This window comes from Mammaliicoccus stepanovicii (assembly GCF_002902525.1).
Classification (GTDB): domain Bacteria; phylum Bacillota; class Bacilli; order Staphylococcales; family Staphylococcaceae; genus Mammaliicoccus; species Mammaliicoccus stepanovicii.
In genome coordinates this window covers 1-17968 of the sequence record NZ_PPQZ01000047.1, presented here as the reverse complement: position 1 = coordinate 17968, position 17968 = coordinate 1, and the positions used below count along the sequence as shown (strand labels likewise).

The window sequence follows — 17968 nt, the reverse complement described above, 5'->3', positions numbered from 1 at the left end:
TAACAACATACCTCTCAAACAATATATTAATAATGATTAAAAATGCCAAAATAAATGTAACAATAGTTAAATACGTATTACCGATAAGAAGTGGTATTAATGAAATTAAAAATATCATCAAAGATATTAAAATCGCAGACGTACTTTGCCTTTTTTTGAACACCATTTTCATCACCCTCTTATTTTACTTACTTATATTGTAATTCTAAAATTATATTTTGTGAATAAAAAAGAGCCTGCAACATCCATGATGTCCCAGGCTCCTATTATAAATGAGTATTAATCACTCAATTAAAAGATTTACATTACTTTAATTCGGTAGGTCTTTTTAAAATTTCTGACCAAATAATACCATTTACTACTTCATTTTCGTCTACATTTATCGCTTCATCATTAAACTTGTGCTTACTATTTAAGTAAAGTTGTTTAACCATGACTCTTCTTGTTCTTTCAGATAACTGTACATTATGGATAATTTCGTCAGCTTCTTTTTCAATTTGAGCAATGTTTTCATTTTGTAATTTAGACAAAGATTTCATTTCTTCGTTACTATATTCTAACAAACTATTAATAGTTTCTTGTTGTCTTCTAGGTCTATTTTGATGAATTTTTTCTTTTTGATCAGTAATATATTTATTAACATGTTCGTTAGACGATACACGCTCTTTACGTTTCTTAACCTCTCGTGTAGGTTTAGGTTTTTCAACGTCTATATTATGTTCTTTAAGTTTTTGTTCAAATTCAGTTGCTAGTTTACCATAATGATTAGACATTTGTTCAGTAGTACTTTGTTCAGCTTTGTCTTTATAGGCATGATATTTACGCATTAATTCTTGTAATTCTAACTGCTTATTATCTACATTGTTAGTAGATGGCTTTGGATTTCCATTTTGTTTGTTTGTAGTATGTTGAGGTTTATTACTTTTAGAACCTTTTTTCTTCTTTGAGGAACCTTCAATAATTCCTCCTACAACACTAACAATAAGCCAAATAATAAATATTATAACGCCTATTTCCATCTCAAATCACCTCTCTTATTGGTTCGGTGAATTAGAATCTTCTGGTTTAGTACTCTTATTAATTGCTTCTCTCATGCCAGTATCAGCTTCAATGTTTTTAAGATTATAATAATCTTTAACACCAATATTACCTGATTTAAGTGCTTCTGCCATTGCAAGTGGTACTTCAGCTTCAGATTCAACAACTTTAGAACGCATTTCTTGAACTCTAGCTTTCATTTCTTGTTCAGTTGCAACTGCCATAGCACGACGTTCTTCTGCTTTAGCTTGTGCAATATTTTTATCAGCAAGTGCTTGTTCTGTTTGTAAATCTGCACCGATGTTCTTACCGATATCTACGTCTGCAATATCTATTGATAAGATTTCAAATGCAGTACCAGAATCAAGTCCTTTACTTAATACTGTTTGAGAAATACTATCTGGATTTTCAAGTACTTTAGTATGATGTTGACTTGAACCAATTGTAGATACAATACCTTCACCAACACGTGCGATGATTGTATCTTCACCTGCACCACCAACTAATCGTTCAATGTTAGCTCTTACAGTAATTCTAGCTTTCGCTTTAACTTCAATACCGTTCATTGCAACACCAGAAATAAATGGTGTTTCTATCACTTTAGGATTTACTGACATTTGAACTGCTTCAAGTACGTCACGACCTGCTAAATCAATAGCAGCCCCTCTTTCAAACGCTAAATTAATTTCCGCTCTTTGTGCTGCGATGATAGCATCAACAACTCTATCAACATTACCACCAGCTAAAAAGTGTGACTCTAATTGATTTGTAGTTAATGCTAACCCTGCTTTATGAGCTTTAATTAATGGGTTAATTACACGTCTAGGAGAAACACGTCTTAAACGCATACCTACTAATGTGCCAATTCCTACTTTTACGCCTGCTGCAATTGCTGAAATCCATAATCCAATTGGTACAAATGAGAACAAAATCATTAGTAATACAATTACGATTACAGCAATAATGATAAATGCTATTAAACCTGATAACATATGCATCTCTCCTTTAATTATATTTCTCTTACGACAACTCTTGTGCCTTCAACCTGAATGATTCTTACCTCTTGATCCTTTTGAATAAAACTACCATCAGAAACAGCGTCTATTCTTTGATCATCCACAAGAATAATACCTGAGGGTCTCAACGCAGTGTATGTTGTACACAGTTTACCAATTAAATGACTTCTATCATCATGCGACGTATAGCCAGATTCTTTGTTGGTTGAATCTTTAAGAATGACTTTGTCAAAGAACGGTATTTTACGGTTAAATCCTTTCACTAATATCACCCACTCTATCGTTGTTACTAATAACGATACAGCAATAATAATACCCATATTCAATATACTATCCCCAACTAAAACAAAGCTGGCGATAATAGAAATAAATCCAAGTATTCCTAGTACTGCACCTACAACAAATAATTCTATTACTACTAAAAGCGCACCAATTACAAATAGTAAAACTGAAATCAAACTAATCTCATCAATTATAGCGTATCCTATAAAGAATATAAGTGTGCAAATCATACTTATAATTCCCGCAATGTTTATACGATGTGAATATAATTGATATAATGCGCCAAGAAAAATAATACAAGTCAAAATTAAAGTGACAATTGGTGAAGAAATCAATTCACCTATTGAATTAGCATTTTGACCAGAAACGATACCTAAATCCAAATGGATAAAGATAAGTATGTATTCATACACTGAAATCAAGTAACTCACCCCTCTTATCTATTATACAATAAACGTCATTGAACTAAAACGTATATACCGACAATTCTGAATAAAAGATAAATAAATAAATAATCAAAACTTTAATTTCTTAAAATTAAAAACTAAATTTTTCTAAAAAAAGACCGGCAAACATAATGTTTACCGGTCTTTTTACGTGCAATTATAATTAATTAATATTCATTGAGGGAGTTCAATAAACAATTAATTATTTAACTTTACGTTTACGTGCTGCTTCTGATTTCTTTTTACGTTTAACGCTTGGTTTCTCATAGAATTCACGTTTACGAACTTCTTGAATCGTACCGCTTTTTGAAACTGTACGTTTGAAGCGACGTAATGCATCTTCGATTGATTCGTTTTTACGAACTACTGTTTTAGACATCTGTATTTCCCTCCCTCCAAATATCAACAAAGCTTTATATATCTTTACATAGTAAATATATTACTATGTACTTAAACATTATAAAATAAGTCATTTTTTAAGTCAATAATCATTTGCTATGAATGTTAATAAATAACTAATCTTTCATCTTTATTTGTTGCATGTTCGACTACTTTTACAAGTTTTCCTTTATTAATTGGATATCCAGGTTCTGTAACTTTGACTTTAACTAATTGTCCAATTAATGATTCATCACCAGCAAATTCAATCTTCATATAATTATCCGCATAGCCTACTAAATGACCATCATGAGATCCTTTTTCTTCTGGGATAACTTCCAATACAGTTTGATCATATTTAGAAGCATATTTTTTGGCTAATTGATTTGATAATTCAATTAAACGGTGCACGCGGACATTTTTAACTTCTTCGTCAACTTGATCTGTCATTCTCGCTGCAGGTGTACCTGTTCTCATAGAATAAGGGAAGACATGTAACTCTGAGAATTGATGTTCAACAATAAAGTCAAATGTTTCTTGAAATTCTTCTTCAGTTTCACCTGGAAATCCAACTATCACATCACTTGTTACTGCTAATCCAGGCAACGCTTTATGCAATTTTTGAAGTCTTTCTGAAAAATGTGCCATCGTATACTTTCTTCTCATTCGTTTTAACACTGTATCAGAACCTGATTGAAGTGGTATATGCAAATGTCTTACGACTTTAGTCGATTTATCAATTACATCAATTACTTCATCAGTAAGTTGACTTGCCTCTATTGAAGAAATTCTAATTCTCTCTAGATTGTCCACTTCTTCTAAATCCCTTAACAATTGTGCTAAATTATAATCCTTCAAGTCTTCACCATATCCACCAGTATGAATACCTGTTAACACAATTTCTTTATATCCAGAATTAACTAATGTTGTCGCTTGGCTTACGACTTGTTCAGGATCTCTTGATCTCATCAAGCCTCTCGCCCATGGAATAATACAGAAAGTACAGAAATTATTACAACCTTCTTGTATTTTTAATGATGCACGAGTTCTATCTGTGAAATATGGAACTTCTAGTTCTTCATATTTTCTATTTTTCATAATATTGCCAACACCATTAATCGGTTGTCTACTTGCTTTATATTCTTCGATATAAGTAAGCAACTTATGTCTGTCCTGTGTACCTACAACGATATCAACACCTGGAATAGCCATAATTTCTGCAGGCGAAGTTTGCGCGTAACATCCAGTTACACAAACAACCGCGTCTGGGTTATTACGAATTGCACGTCTAATGACTTGTCTGCTTTTTTTGTCGCCAGTATTCGTTACTGTACACGTATTTATAATAAACACGTCAGCATTTGTCTCAAATTCTACTCTTTCATAATCATTATCCTTAAATAATTGCCATATTGCTTCCGTTTCATAATGGTTTACTTTACAACCTAAAGTATGGAATGCTACTGTAGCCAACTATATTCACCTCATTATTTCTAATTGATAGCTTAAAGCTGCTAAAGCATATAATGGAGCGGTTTCTGCCCTTAAAATTCTTGGCCCTAAACTTACTTTCTCACCATCATTAAACAAATCAACTTCTGCCTTTGAAAGTCCACCTTCTGGACCAAAGATTAGTAAAATTTTATGACCGTGTTCAAGTTTATTTCCAATTTGATGTAATTTACCTGATTCCCCATGTTTAGCTTCTTCTTCATAAGCTATTATGACATAATCATATTCATTCATAATATCACAAAGCGCCTTAAAATTCGACTTATACTCTATATCTGGTATTGTAAGTCGCATACTTTGTTCGCTTGCTTCTTTGATTATTTTTTGCCATCGTTCTATTTTCTTATCTCGCTTCTTTTGGTCTAATTTAACAACAGCTCTTTCAGACTGAACCGCGATAAAATGATGTGTGCCCATTTCAGTTGCTTTTTGAATCATCCATTCATACTTATCACCTTTAATAAGACCACTGGCAATCGTTATTTCAACAGGCAACTCAGTTTGTCTAGTTACATTCTCAACAGTTAAAACTTCAATTTTCTCATCATGAAATGCAACAATTTCTGATATATACGATTCTTTGTCTCTAAAAGTTATAATCAATTTTTGATTTTCTGACATTCTCATCACATTTTTAATATGGTGAATGTCTTCTCTATTATGTATAAAAAAACGCTGATTTAATTCAGCGTTTTCAAGTAAGAAATATCTTTGCATCATTTCTCCTACTTTCTTGCTCTTATTGAAACCCAACTATCTTCTTTAAGAACTTTTTCAATAGTGTAGCCAGTTTCTTCTAACTTATCAATTATTTCTTCTGATTTCTCTTCTATGATACCAGAAGTAATGAAATAACCACCTTCGTTAAGTCTTTCATAACTATCAGCTATCATTAAGTCAATAATATGTGCGAGTATATTAGCAATGATAACATCATATTGACCAGTTTCTTCAGTTAATAAGTTGCCTGTTTCAGCAATAATATCCGTTTCACAATTATTCTTTTCAAAATTTTCTTTAGCAACTTTAATTGCTAAATCATCTAAATCCAATGCTTTAATAGATTTAACACCTAGTAAATGGCAAGCAATACTTAAAATTCCCGAACCAGTACCTACATCTATAACGCTATGCTCTGGTTTCACAACTTCTTCAATATGCTTTAAGCACATACTTGTTGTTGGATGGTCTCCAGTGCCAAAAGCCATGCCTGGATCAAGTTCTATCAATAAATCATTATCCTCGTTATCATATTCTTCCCAGCTAGGAACAATTGAGAATCTTTCAGAAGCCTTAAATGGATGAAAATAATTTTTCCATTCATTTTCCCAATCTGATTCTTTAATTACATTTTTTGAAAAACTTAAGATTTGAGAATCTATGCTATCAATTTCAGAAATAGTTTTTTTAATTTCAACTTCAAGATCTTCTGTAAACACTAATTCATTAAAATAACACTTTATTCTAATATCATGTTCGGGATAATCAGCTGGATTTAACTCATAAATTTCTCCATATACATCTTCATGTTCTTTTTGTAGTTCATTTGAATCTTCAATTACAACTCCGTTTGCACCTAATTCGTTAAGTAATGCAGTAACGACAGGTTCTACTTCCTTGTTTATCATGATAGAATACTCGATCCAGTTCACAGGCTATTCTCCTTTAAAAAACTTTTTAGCTCTATCTTTTAAGCTAGAAGGTTGTTCTGTTATTGATTCGCCACCAATTTCAGCAAATTCACGTAGTAAATCTTCTTGGCGTTCAGTAAGTTTATCAGGTGTTACAACTTTAACTGTTACGAAATAATCACCTTTTCCATAACCGTGTACATTTTGAACGCCTTTTTCTCTTAGTCTAAATTGTTTGCCAGTTTGTGTTCCAGCAGGCACAGTTAATGCGACATTTCCATTTAATGTTGGGACTGTCACTTCATCACCTAATGCTGCTTGTGGGAACGAAAGATTTAATTCATAGAATATATCGTCACCGTCACGTTTAAACTTACTGTCAGGTTTAACTCTAAATACAACATATAAATCACCTGCTGGTCCACCATTAACACCAGGTCCACCTTTGCCAGATAATCTGATTTGTTGATCATTATCAACACCTGCTGGTACTTTAACTTTAATTGTTACTTTTTTGTTTTGAGTACCTTTTCCGTGACAATCTACACATTTTTCTTCAAATACTTGTCCAGAGCCTTCACATTCGGGACATACTTTTTGAGTTTGCATTCTACCTAATATTGTATTTTGCTCAACAGTTACATGACCTTGACCATTACAATATGAACATGTTTTCTTCTTCGTACCTGGTTTTGCACCATTACCATGACACGTATCACATTCAACGTCTTTACGCACGGTAATATCTTTTTCTGTACCGAAAACTGCTTCTTCAAATGTCAGTGTCATACTATATTGAAGATCATCACCTTGTCTTGGTGCATTTGGGTCACGTCGACCTCCGCCGCCACCAAAGAATGATCCAAATATATCTTCAAATCCACCAAATCCAGAGAAATCTTGTCCTCCGAATCCTTGTGAACCACCAAATCCTTGTTGAGGACCACTATGACCAAATCGATCATATTGAGCACGTTTATTTTCATCACTCAATACTTCATATGCTTCAGAAATTTCTTTGAATTTAGCATCTGCACCCTCTTCTTTATTAATATCTGGGTGATACTTTTTTGATAATTTTCTATAAGCTTTTTTTATTTCATCTTTTGAAGCATCTTTTGATATCCCAAGCACTTCATAATAATCTCTTTTTGCCAAAAAAATCTCTCCTTTACACATTATTTAATAATATCAGTTTCACCTTAATTAAAAAAGCCAAAGCCAATCACATTGACTTTGACTTTTAATAATGAGTATTATTTTTTGTCGTCTTCATTTACTTCAGTATATTCAGCATCTACAACATCATCTTCTGGTTTAGAAGTTGATTCGCCTTCAGCACCTTGTTGTGCTTGAGCTGCTTGTTCATACATTTTTACTGATAGTTGTTGAACGATTTCTTGAAGTGCATCTTTTTTAGTTCTAATATCTTCGATATCTTCGCCTTCTAATGCTTTCTTCAATTCTTCTTTAGCTTCTTCTGCTTTTGCTTTTTCGCTTTCATCGACATTGTCACCTAGGTCAGTTAATGTTTTATCAACTGTAAATACCATTTGGTCTGCTTCATTTCTTAAGTCGATTTCTTCACGACGTTTTTTATCTTCTTCTGCATTTTTCTCTGCATCTTGTACCATACGATCAATTTCTTCGTCTGATAATGAAGAACTAGATTCGATTGTAATTTTTTGTTCTTTATTTGTTCCTAAATCTTTAGCAGTAACATTTACGATACCATTTTTATCGATATCAAATGATACTTCGATTTGAGGTACACCACGTGGAGCTGGTGGAATATCTGTTAATTGGAATCTACCTAATGTTTTGTTATCAGCCGCTAATTGACGTTCACCTTGTAAAACATGAATATCTACAGCTGGTTGATTATCTGCTGCTGTTGAGAATACTTGTGATTTAGATGTTGGAATTGTAGTGTTTCTTTCAATTAATACTGTTGAAACGCCACCCATAGTTTCAATACCTAATGATAATGGTGTTACGTCTAATAATACAACATCTTTAACGTCACCAGTGATAACGCCACCTTGAATTGCTGCACCCATTGCAACTACTTCGTCAGGGTTTACACCTTTGTTAGGTTCTTTACCGATTGCTTTTTTGATAGCTTCTTGTACAGCAGGGATACGTGTTGATCCACCTACTAAGATAACTTCATCAATTTCTGAATTAGATAAGCCAGCATCTTTCATAGCTTGTCTAGTTGGTACCATTGTTCTTTCAACTAATTCACTAGTTAGTGATTCGAATTTAGCTCTTGAAAGTGTATTTTCTAAGTGTAATGGGCCATTCGCTCCACCAGATATAAATGGTAATGAGATTTGTGTTGATGACACACCTGATAAGTCTTTTTTAGCTTTTTCTGCTGCATCTTTTAATCTTTGTAATGCCATTTTATCTTGTGATAAGTCAATGCCATTTTCTTTTTTGAATTCTTCAACTAAGTAGTTAATGATAACGTCATCAAAGTCGTCACCACCTAGTTTATTGTCACCTGCAGTAGCTAATACTTCAAATACACCGTCTCCTAATTCAAGGATAGATACGTCAAATGTACCGCCACCAAGGTCGAATACTAATACTTTTTGGTCTTTATCAGTTTTATCTAAACCATAAGCCAATGCTGCTGCAGTAGGTTCGTTAATGATACGTTCTACTTCTAATCCAGCAATTTTACCAGCATCTTTAGTAGCTTGACGTTCTGAGTCGTTGAAGTATGCCGGAACAGTGATAACCGCTTTGCTTACTTTTTCACCTAAATAACTTTCAGCTGTTGATTTTAAATTTTGTAATATCATTGCTGAGATTTCTTGTGGTGTGTATTCTTTGTCTTCTACTTTTTCTTTATAATCAGTACCCATATGACGTTTAACTGATTGGATTGTATTTGGGTTAGTTACTGCTTGACGTTTAGCAACTTCACCAACTTGTGTTTCTCCATCTTTAAATGCTACAACTGATGGTGTTGTTCTATTACCTTCAGGATTTTGAATTACTTTAGGTTCTCCACCTTCTAATACTGATACTACTGAGTTTGTTGTACCTAAATCTATACCTATTACTTTACTCATAAGAATTATTCCTCCAATATATTATTTCATTTTAATTTTAAATTAATTATTCATTCACTTTAACCATTGCTGGTCTTAATACGCGATCTTTTAATTTAAATCCTTTTTGAAGTTCTTCAGTAATAACACCTGATTCGAAATCTGGGTTATTATCTTGCATAACTGCTTGGTGCACGTTTGGATCAAATGCTTCGTTTATACTTACTATTTCTTCTAATCCATTACTTTCTAAAGCTTTTAATAGATTATCATAAACCATTTGTACACCTTTTTTGAATGTTACAAAATCTTCAGATTCGCCATCTTGTTGTAATGCGCGATCCATATTATCAAGCGCTGGCAATACATCATTTAGTACGCTTTGTGCTTGATATTCTTTCATAATAGATGCTTCTTGTTTCATTCTACGTTTATAATTTTCAAATTCTGCATACAAACGTAAATATTTTTCTTCTTCATCATTTGCTTTTTGTTTTAATTGTTCGAGTTCAGCTTCCGGAATTTCAACGAATTTCTCTGTTTCTTCAACCTCTTCAACATTATCTACTTCTTCAGTAGCAACATTGTCTGATTGTTCAACAGTTTCGTCGAATGATTCATTTTGCTTTTCTTCCGTCATTTCATGCCCTCCATATTCTTTCTTTATTTAAAAATGATTCAATAACTGAATCACTTTATTATAATGCATTGCCGTCGGACCGATAACAGCTAAATGACCACTGATATCGCCAGAAATCTCATAATTTGTACTCACTATCGAAATTCCTTCTAAATCATGATTTATTTCTTGTCCTATGTTGACGCTAATTGAATCATTTGCAGTTTCATTTAAAAACTGCGCGATACGCTCTGATTCAAGATACTTTAGAATTGATTGTATCATTGAAACATTTGTAGCATCTAATGCTTCGATTAAATGCATCGTACCACCTAAAAATATTTCATCATTTTGATTGTTAAGTTGCGTCACTAATGCATGTTTAAATGTTTTGATAAATTGCTTGTCAATGAATGACAACGTTATTGATTCTAACGTGTTTATCATTGTAGATAAAGTTTTTTGCTTAAAATGCTGATTTAAATAGTTCATAAACTTCTCAATTTGTTCTTGAGCGATAAACTCTGAAATTTGAATATGAACTTTCTCTATGAATCCATCGTTATATACGATGACACTCATTAAATGAGAAGCATTTACTCTGACAAAATGAATTTCAAAAATTTGTCTTGAAAGCTTATTTGGTCCTAATACAACTGTAGTATAATGAGAACGGTTTGAAATCTCTGATGCTAACCACTTAAGCATTAAATTAACATCATAGTGGTTCTCGTTATTAAATTGATTAAACCAATTTACGTTTTTCTTGTTTTGAGATTTTGATTTTAACAATTGATTAACATAATGTCGTATTCCTTTTTCAGATGGAACACGTCCAGATGAAGTATGCGTTTTTTCTAACAAATCCAAAACTTCAAGCTGTTTCATCTCATTCCTAACTGTTGCAGGACTTATCGGTAGTTGATGTCTTTCAATAATTGTCTTTGAACCAATTGGTTGTCTTAACTCAACATAATCCTCAACAATTACATTTAATATTTGTAATTGTCGTTCAGTAATCATGTCATCACCTCGATTAGCACTCTCTATATCCAAGTGCTAATTATAATTTATCAAATTGGTCAAAGAAAGTCAACGTTAAAGCATTGGTTTTTTCAAAACTTTTATTTACTTTTAAATCAGCTTAGCAAGAAACGCTCAAACACTTCATTACCAATGATTTGACCGCGCTTACTTAAATATAAGTAATCATTATTGTCTATTAATAATTCGTTATTTATAAGTTCTTTAACATCTTCACCAAATACATCTTCAATCGATTGGTTAAATTTATTTTGGAATTTAATTTTTGAAACGCCTTCAGTCATTCTTAAGCCTAAAAACATTTCTTCTTCCATTTGTTCTTTAATAGAAACTTTACTATTTTGTAAAATAGGCATTTCTTTATTTGTTAGTTTTTTAATATATTGATTTACAGGATTAATATTACTATACCTAATACCATCAACATAACCGTGAGCACCCGCACCAAATCCATAATACTCTTCGTTTTTCCAATATACTTTGTTATGAAGCGATTCATGTCCAGTTCTAGAAAAATTTGAAATTTCATATTGATTTAAATGAGATGATTTCATTTTCTTTTGAAGTAACTGGTACATTTCTTCACCTAAATCTTCATTTGGTAATTTGAGCTTACCTTTACGATATAAATTATAAAATTGTGTCTTCGGTTCTAATATTAAAGCGTAACTAGAAATGTGATCAATATCCAAACTTAATGCTTTATTTAGTGAATCATCAAATTGTTCAATAGTTTGGCCAGGTAGATGGAACATCAAATCTAAGCTTACTGAACCGATATTATGTTTCCGGGATAATTTCACTGCTTTTTCAATGTCATCACTTTGATGCGTTCGTCCAAGTACTTTTAATAATTCATCATCAAAAGTTTGAACGCCTAAAGATAATCGATTAACGCCATATGCTTTTAATAACTTTATCTTTTCTTCTGTAAGTTCATCTGGGTTTGCCTCAAATGTATACTCGGCTGTTACTGTAAATAAATCATTGATAGCTTTAAGTAACTTTTCTAATTGTACAACTGACAATGCTGTTGGCGTTCCTCCACCAACAAATATGGTTTCCACAACCTTGTCTTTACGAGTAGACATTTCATCTATCAAACAATCTAAATATTCATCTACAGGTTGGTTTGCTATATAAAATTTATTAAAATCACAGTATGTACAAATTCTTACGCAAAACGGTATATGAATATAAACACTTTTAGCCATTTAAACACTCCCTTAAAAATAGAAACAGCTACATAAATGCAGCTGTTTCTATTTTAATCTTCATCCATTTTAAGTACTGCTAAAAATGCATCTTGTGGTATTTCAACATTACCAACTGATTTCATTTTTGCTTTACCAGCTTTTTGCTTTTCAAGTAATTTACGTTTACGGCTAATATCTCCACCATAGCATTTAGCTAACACATTTTTACCCATTGATTTAATGTTTGTACGCGCTACAATTTTGTTACCAATTGCTGCTTGAACTGGCACTTCAAATTGTTGTCTAGGTATTAAACTCTTTAATTTATCGACAATCGCTTTTCCTCTATCGTACGCAAAATCTTTGTGTACGATGAAACTTAACGCATCTACTTTATCACCATTTAGTAAAATATCCATTTTTACTAATTTACTTTCTTGATAACCAATTAATTCATAATCAAACGAAGCATACCCTTTCGTATTTGATTTAAGTTGATCGAAGAAATCAAATACTACTTCTGATAATGGAATTTCATAAATAATATTCACACGAATATCGTCTAAATAATCCATAGTTTTAAAATTACCACGCTTCTTCTGACATAATTCCATAACAGCTCCAACGTAATCGTTTGGAACCATCATTGTTGCTTTAACATAAGGCTCATAAATTCTATTGATTTTTTGAGGATCTGGAAATTGAGACGGATTATCGATTCTAATATGTTCTTCGTCTGTAAGTTCACATTCATATATAACTGAAGGTGCAGTCGCAATCAGTTCGATATTAAATTCACGTTCTATTCTTTCTTGAATAATTTCCATATGTAATAACCCTAAGAAACCAGTTCTGAATCCAAACCCTAATGCTTGTGATGTCTCAGCTTCAAATTCTAATGAAGCATCGTTTAATTGTAATTTTTCAAGCGCTTCTCTCAAATCGTTATACTTACCGTTATCAATTGGATATAATCCACAGAAAACCATTGGATTCATTTTTTTGTATCCTTTTAATGGTTTATCGGCAGGTCTATTCGCCAATGTTATCGTATCACCAACATTAGAGTCACCAACATTTTTTATTGAAGCAATAATATAACCTACATCACCAACTGATAATCTTTCAACTGGTAACGGTTTTGGAGTATTAATACCAACTTCAGCAACTTCAAATGTTTTCCCTGATGACATCATTTGGATCTTGTCGCCAGCCTTGACTGAGCCTTCAACAACTCTTATTGATGAAATAACACCTCTATAAGCATCAAATGACGAATCAAAAATTAATGCTTGTAATGGATTTTCTGGATCCCCTTCAGGTGGTGGCACCATTTCTACTACTTTTTCAAGTATATCTTCAATACCAATATTAGATTTCGCACTTGCTAAAACTGCGTCACTTGCATCTAATCCAATAACATCCTCAATTTCTTGTTTAACACGTTCAGGTTCAGCAGCTGGTAAGTCTATTTTGTTTACTACTGGAATTAATTCTAAATCATTGTCTAAAGCTAAATAAACATTTGCTAAAGTCTGTGCTTCAATTCCTTGTGCTGCATCTACAACTAATATTGCACCTTCACATGCTGCTAAAGAGCGCGATACCTCATATGTAAAATCGACATGTCCCGGTGTATCAATAAGATGTAATATATATGTCTCCCCATCTTTCGCTGTATAATTTAATTGAACTGCATTCAACTTTATTGTTATACCTCGTTCTCGTTCTAAATCCATAGAATCAAGGAGTTGCGCTTTCATGTCTCTCGTTTCGACACTTTTAGTATTTTCCAAAATTCTATCAGCTAATGTTGATTTTCCATGATCAATATGAGCTATGATTGAAAAGTTTCTGATTTTATTTTGGCGCTCTAGGCGTTTAGTTCTGTCCATTTGAACTCCAACTTTCTCGTTAATTTTACATCCTTTAGATGTAAGTCGCATCTTTGATATGATACCGTTTTTAAGAAATAATTGCAAACGTATTATCAAACGTCATAGAAAGTGGTATGCTTTATAAGGAATATATAAATAATGATTGCACTTATGTCCTACATTTGATAAAATATTTTTTGTTGCAATCAAATATTATTTTGATCACGGACAACATAATTAGGAGGTGACTCTCATGCCAAACATTAAATCTGCAATTAAACGTGTTAAAACAACACAAAGAAAAGACGCTGCAAATATCTCACAAAAAAACGATATGCGTTCTGCAGTTAAAGCTGCAAAAGCTGCTATCGAAAATAATGCTGATAACAAAGGTGAATTAGTATCATTAGCTGTTAAGAAAATTGACAAAGCTTCTAAAAATAACCTAATTCATTCTAATAAAGCTGATAGAATTAAATCAAGCCTAATGTCAAAAGCTAACTAATAAAAAAGCTACAGATTACTCTGTAGCTTTTTTTATATCTTCAAAATAAACAATTCAAGAATTAGAACCTTATCCATATATGAAGATTTTAATTCATAATCAGTGTCTGCACATATATCTATCGTCTTTAGTAACCTTTCAATAGATAGTGAACGAATAATCCTTAGTGCCAATTTAACTCTGTAAGGATGCACACCAATCGTCTTTGCTATTTGCTGCTCGCTATAGTGTTTGCTCCCCAATATTTTACATTGATAATACAGCCTATAATTACTCGTTATAAGGGCTAATAGTTTTATAGGTTCTTCTTTCATTTGAATTAAATCTTTAAGTAGCTTAATTGCCTTTTCTTTTTGACCTTTTTGTATATATTCTGTTAAAAGAAACACATTTTGTTCTAAAGACCTACTGACAATCTCTTTAACATCTTGTTTATTTATGATAGCTTCGTCCCCGATAAATAAGATTAACTTATCTAATTCCGCTTTAATAATATTAAATTGAATACCAGTTAACTCAATGAAGGTCACGAGTGCATCTTCTTTGATATCTTTAAACTGTTCATTTAAATAAGATTTAATCCATTGTTTAATTTCTTGTTCAGTCATTTGTTCGATTTTATTTAACTTTGCATTTTTCTTTACTGTTTTAACTAGTTTTTTTCTTTCATCTAGTTTTTCATTAAATACATCAAATATGACCAAAGTTTCACCATCATAATGTTCAATAAAATGTAATAGATCATCAGTATTTTGACTGATTTGATTATTTACTTTTTCACCAGTAAATAAATAAGCATTTTTAATGTGTACTACTTTTTTATCTGAGAGGAATGGTAATGTTAGTGCCTCTTCAATGGCTACTGAAATTGGTGTCTCATATAAATCATATTTTACATAGTTAAACTCATCACGTTCACCACTTAAATATTGATTAATCGTTTCGTCTGATTTTTTTTCGATCAATGCATCAACCGCACCGTAATTTAATACAATATTGTCCTTCAACATAAAGTCTTCCTCTCTTATAAAATTACTAATTAAGTATAGCATTTTTAAGTTTAATATCATATAATGAATGTAAGTATAGGAGGTAGTCATATGAACAGATTTGAAGGTGAAAATACTCAAGGGCGTAACAATGATGTTAAAGACTCTGGATTTGGGTTCGGCGTAGGATTCTTGTTTTTTGCAGTAATTTATATTATTGCTCAAGTATTTGGCCTACTTCCAAAATAATTTATTATAATTATTGATTTTAAAGCTTACAAAATTTATTTTTTGTAAGCTTTTTTATTATATTTAGATAATCCTGTCATGTACTTTAGATTACCTTTATCAATTAAGACCTCTAATTCACCATCGTGTTGTGTATTGTAAACCTTACACCCATGATTTAATAATTTATTTACAGTTTTCTTCTTAGGTAAACCATAGCGATTGTGTCTCCCAGCGCTTATTAAACATACTTTTGGATTCACTTTTTTTAGAAACTCCTCACTCGTACTCGTCAAACTACCATGGTGGCCGACTTTTAAAATATCGTAATTAGCTAAAATATCCTTGAGTATCTTGTTCTCATTTAATATTGTAGCATCGCCTGTGGAAAGTATTTTAAACTTATTAACACTTATTTCAGTCAAAATCGACGTTTCATTTTTGTCTTTATGATCTGGACTATTTTGATTATAAAATTTATATAAGCTATTCCCTACTTTAATTTGTTTTAATTGCTGACTATCCAATATATTTGTTCCATTTTCTTTTATTTTATTTAGTATTAATTTAAGCTCTTTATTACTCCAAGTACCCTTGTTTATAATTAAATTCTTTACTGTTGTTTGTTCAGCCATTTCCAAGAGTTCACCCATATGGTCTTTATGTGGATGCGAAATAATTAAATAATCTATACTGTTAAAGCCTTTTTCATGTAATTTCGGAATAAGAACAGATTTAGTATAGGATATGCTTTGATTTTTCGTTTGCCATTTCTCTTGATTGACTTCGACTTTGCCACCTGTATCTATCATAACAACCTCATTTGTATCCATATGAAATGCATACATTGAATCACCTTGACCTACATCTAAAAATTCTAAAACTACTTTATCTGTTTGATTAGGAAACACGATACAAATTATAGTCAATACAAATAGGAAAAATGCTGTTTTGATTTGTCTTTTCAAAATACAAATACTTACTATTGTTAAATTTATAAACAAGCATAAATAAATCATTATATTTAAATTACCAACGACTAAATCTGGTACATTAAAGCGATTAAACCATTCTATTAAAAAAATCGTGAATGATAGAACTTTGCTTACTAAACATAATATCAAATCAGGCATATCATTAAAGATGCTAAATATTGTTAAAAAACACATTAATAAAGGAAATAAACATAGTTCAAATAAAGGAATAAAAATAAAATTAGATAGGAATCCTAACCATTGAAAAGTATTAAAATGAATGATTAAAATGATTAACGAAGAAATTTGTGAAATGATATTTATTGAAATGACTCTATATATTAAGGTAAATGACTGAATGATTGGCGCAGATAATAATAAAAAGTAAGAAATTAAATAAGATAATTGAAACCCTATATCAAAAAACATAAATGGGTTATAAAGAATGAAATAAATAAATGTGATAGATAATATTTGTATCGAATCTAATTTTACGATTCTTTTTATGAGTATGTATGTCATAACAACACTAACAGCGCGTAAAACACTTGGACTCAATCCCGTCATAATCGCATAAACGGGCAAAGAACAAAATACAATAGATTCTACATGATCATATCTAATATTAAACCTCAATAGTAATTTAAATAAAAACACACTAATAATAGCTACATGTGACCCACTCACTGCATATAAATGGTAAATACCGATATGTTTTAACTCTTCCATTCTTTCATTCGATAAATAACGTGTCTCCCCTAAAGTAATTGCAATAATGTCATCAACATTATCAATTTTCAATTGTTTTAAACGTTGAATTTGACTTTCCCGATATAATTGAATCGTTTCAATCAAATTTAATTGTCTTCGACTACAAGTCTTTAAAAATGAATCCCGAATATTAATAACGCCTGTTATATCTTCTTGGATCAAATAAGTATTATAATCAAATTTCAGACCATTTGTATTTGGTAACGGATTATTAAATGTATAACGAATATTACAATTTTTTAATATGGGTGAGTTATAAATAAATTGTGATTTTTCTTGCTTATTTTTAATTCTATAATAAATTTGATACGTTTGATTATTTATCATTCCAATTGCCTTAACTTGATCGCCATCTATTTTAAGTTTATCCGTAAAGTGAATAATACTGTTATAATAC

General features: G+C 31.4%; 17 protein-coding genes. 2 read left to right on the top strand and 15 right to left on the bottom strand.

Annotated elements, in window-relative coordinates; all coding sequences use genetic code 11:
- Positions 1-305 precede the first annotated feature (305 nt).
- The 13 genes from CD111_RS08055 to lepA all read right to left on the bottom strand — a co-directional run bounded on the left by CD111_RS08055 (position 306) and on the right by lepA (position 14122).
- A complete protein-coding gene (locus CD111_RS08055; RefSeq protein WP_095087732.1) occupies positions 306-1019 on the bottom strand; it encodes a hypothetical protein in 714 nt (237 codons plus the stop codon).
- 15 nt (positions 1020-1034) lie between these two features.
- Positions 1035-2030, bottom strand: coding sequence for a flotillin-like protein FloA (gene floA, locus CD111_RS08050; protein ID WP_095087729.1), 996 nt, complete (start codon positions 2028-2030; stop codon positions 1035-1037).
- A gap of 17 nt (positions 2031-2047) precedes the next feature.
- Positions 2048-2758 carry an NfeD family protein gene (locus CD111_RS08045; protein WP_095087726.1) on the bottom strand — a complete coding sequence of 237 codons (711 nt, stop codon included), beginning with the start codon at positions 2756-2758 and terminating at the stop codon, positions 2048-2050.
- Between the two features lie 226 nt (positions 2759-2984).
- Positions 2985-3161 (bottom strand): 30S ribosomal protein S21, encoded by a 177-nt coding sequence (gene rpsU / locus CD111_RS08040; protein ID WP_016910862.1) that lies wholly within the window; start codon positions 3159-3161, stop codon positions 2985-2987.
- Between the two features lie 125 nt (positions 3162-3286).
- Positions 3287-4633 (bottom strand): tRNA (N(6)-L-threonylcarbamoyladenosine(37)-C(2))-methylthiotransferase MtaB, encoded by a 1347-nt coding sequence (gene mtaB / locus CD111_RS08035; RefSeq protein ID WP_095087723.1) that lies wholly within the window; start codon positions 4631-4633, stop codon positions 3287-3289.
- Positions 4634-4639: 6 nt separating this feature from the next.
- Positions 4640-5389 carry a 16S rRNA (uracil(1498)-N(3))-methyltransferase gene (locus tag CD111_RS08030; RefSeq protein WP_095087719.1) on the bottom strand — a complete coding sequence of 250 codons (750 nt, stop codon included), beginning with the start codon at positions 5387-5389 and terminating at the stop codon, positions 4640-4642.
- A gap of 8 nt (positions 5390-5397) precedes the next feature.
- The gene (gene prmA, locus CD111_RS08025; protein ID WP_095087717.1) at positions 5398-6324 is read right to left on the bottom strand and encodes a 50S ribosomal protein L11 methyltransferase; all 927 of its coding nucleotides are present in this window, start codon (positions 6322-6324) and stop codon (positions 5398-5400) included.
- A 3-nt stretch (positions 6325-6327) separates the two neighbouring features.
- Complete coding sequence (gene dnaJ / locus CD111_RS08020; protein ID WP_095087715.1) at positions 6328-7461, bottom strand: molecular chaperone DnaJ; 1134 nt, start codon at positions 7459-7461, stop codon at positions 6328-6330.
- 98 nt (positions 7462-7559) lie between these two features.
- Positions 7560-9389, bottom strand: coding sequence for a molecular chaperone DnaK (dnaK, locus tag CD111_RS08015; protein ID WP_095087713.1), 1830 nt, complete (start codon positions 9387-9389; stop codon positions 7560-7562).
- A gap of 46 nt (positions 9390-9435) precedes the next feature.
- Entirely contained in the window at positions 9436-10008 is a 573-nt protein-coding gene (gene grpE, locus CD111_RS08010) for a nucleotide exchange factor GrpE (RefSeq protein ID WP_095087711.1), read from the bottom strand.
- Between the two features lie 27 nt (positions 10009-10035).
- Positions 10036-11010 (bottom strand): heat-inducible transcriptional repressor HrcA, encoded by a 975-nt coding sequence (gene hrcA, locus CD111_RS08005; RefSeq protein WP_095087709.1) that lies wholly within the window; start codon positions 11008-11010, stop codon positions 10036-10038.
- 116 nt (positions 11011-11126) lie between these two features.
- The gene (gene hemW / locus CD111_RS08000) at positions 11127-12245 is read right to left on the bottom strand and encodes a radical SAM family heme chaperone HemW (RefSeq protein ID WP_095087706.1); all 1119 of its coding nucleotides are present in this window, start codon (positions 12243-12245) and stop codon (positions 11127-11129) included.
- Between the two features lie 53 nt (positions 12246-12298).
- Complete coding sequence (gene lepA / locus CD111_RS07995; RefSeq protein WP_095087703.1) at positions 12299-14122, bottom strand: translation elongation factor 4; 1824 nt, start codon at positions 14120-14122, stop codon at positions 12299-12301.
- A 235-nt stretch (positions 14123-14357) separates the two neighbouring features.
- Here lepA and rpsT point away from each other — a divergent pair, with 235 nt between their 5' ends.
- Positions 14358-14609: a 30S ribosomal protein S20 gene (rpsT, locus tag CD111_RS07990; RefSeq protein WP_095087700.1), complete on the top strand. Its 252-nt coding sequence runs from the start codon at positions 14358-14360 to the stop codon at positions 14607-14609.
- A gap of 32 nt (positions 14610-14641) precedes the next feature.
- Here rpsT and holA read toward each other — a convergent pair whose 3' ends face one another.
- Positions 14642-15616: a DNA polymerase III subunit delta gene (gene holA, locus CD111_RS07985; protein WP_095090110.1), complete on the bottom strand. Its 975-nt coding sequence runs from the start codon at positions 15614-15616 to the stop codon at positions 14642-14644.
- Positions 15617-15709: 93 nt separating this feature from the next.
- On the opposite strand from holA, the gene CD111_RS07980 reads away from it, so the two are divergent.
- Positions 15710-15847, top strand: a complete 138-nt coding sequence (locus CD111_RS07980) for a YqzM family protein (protein ID WP_095087697.1) — start codon at positions 15710-15712, stop codon at positions 15845-15847.
- Between the two features lie 35 nt (positions 15848-15882).
- Here CD111_RS07980 and CD111_RS07975 read toward each other — a convergent pair.
- Positions 15883-17968, bottom strand: a 2086-nt coding sequence (locus CD111_RS07975; RefSeq protein ID WP_103268496.1) for a DNA internalization-related competence protein ComEC/Rec2, incomplete at its 5' end; no start/stop codon positions are given.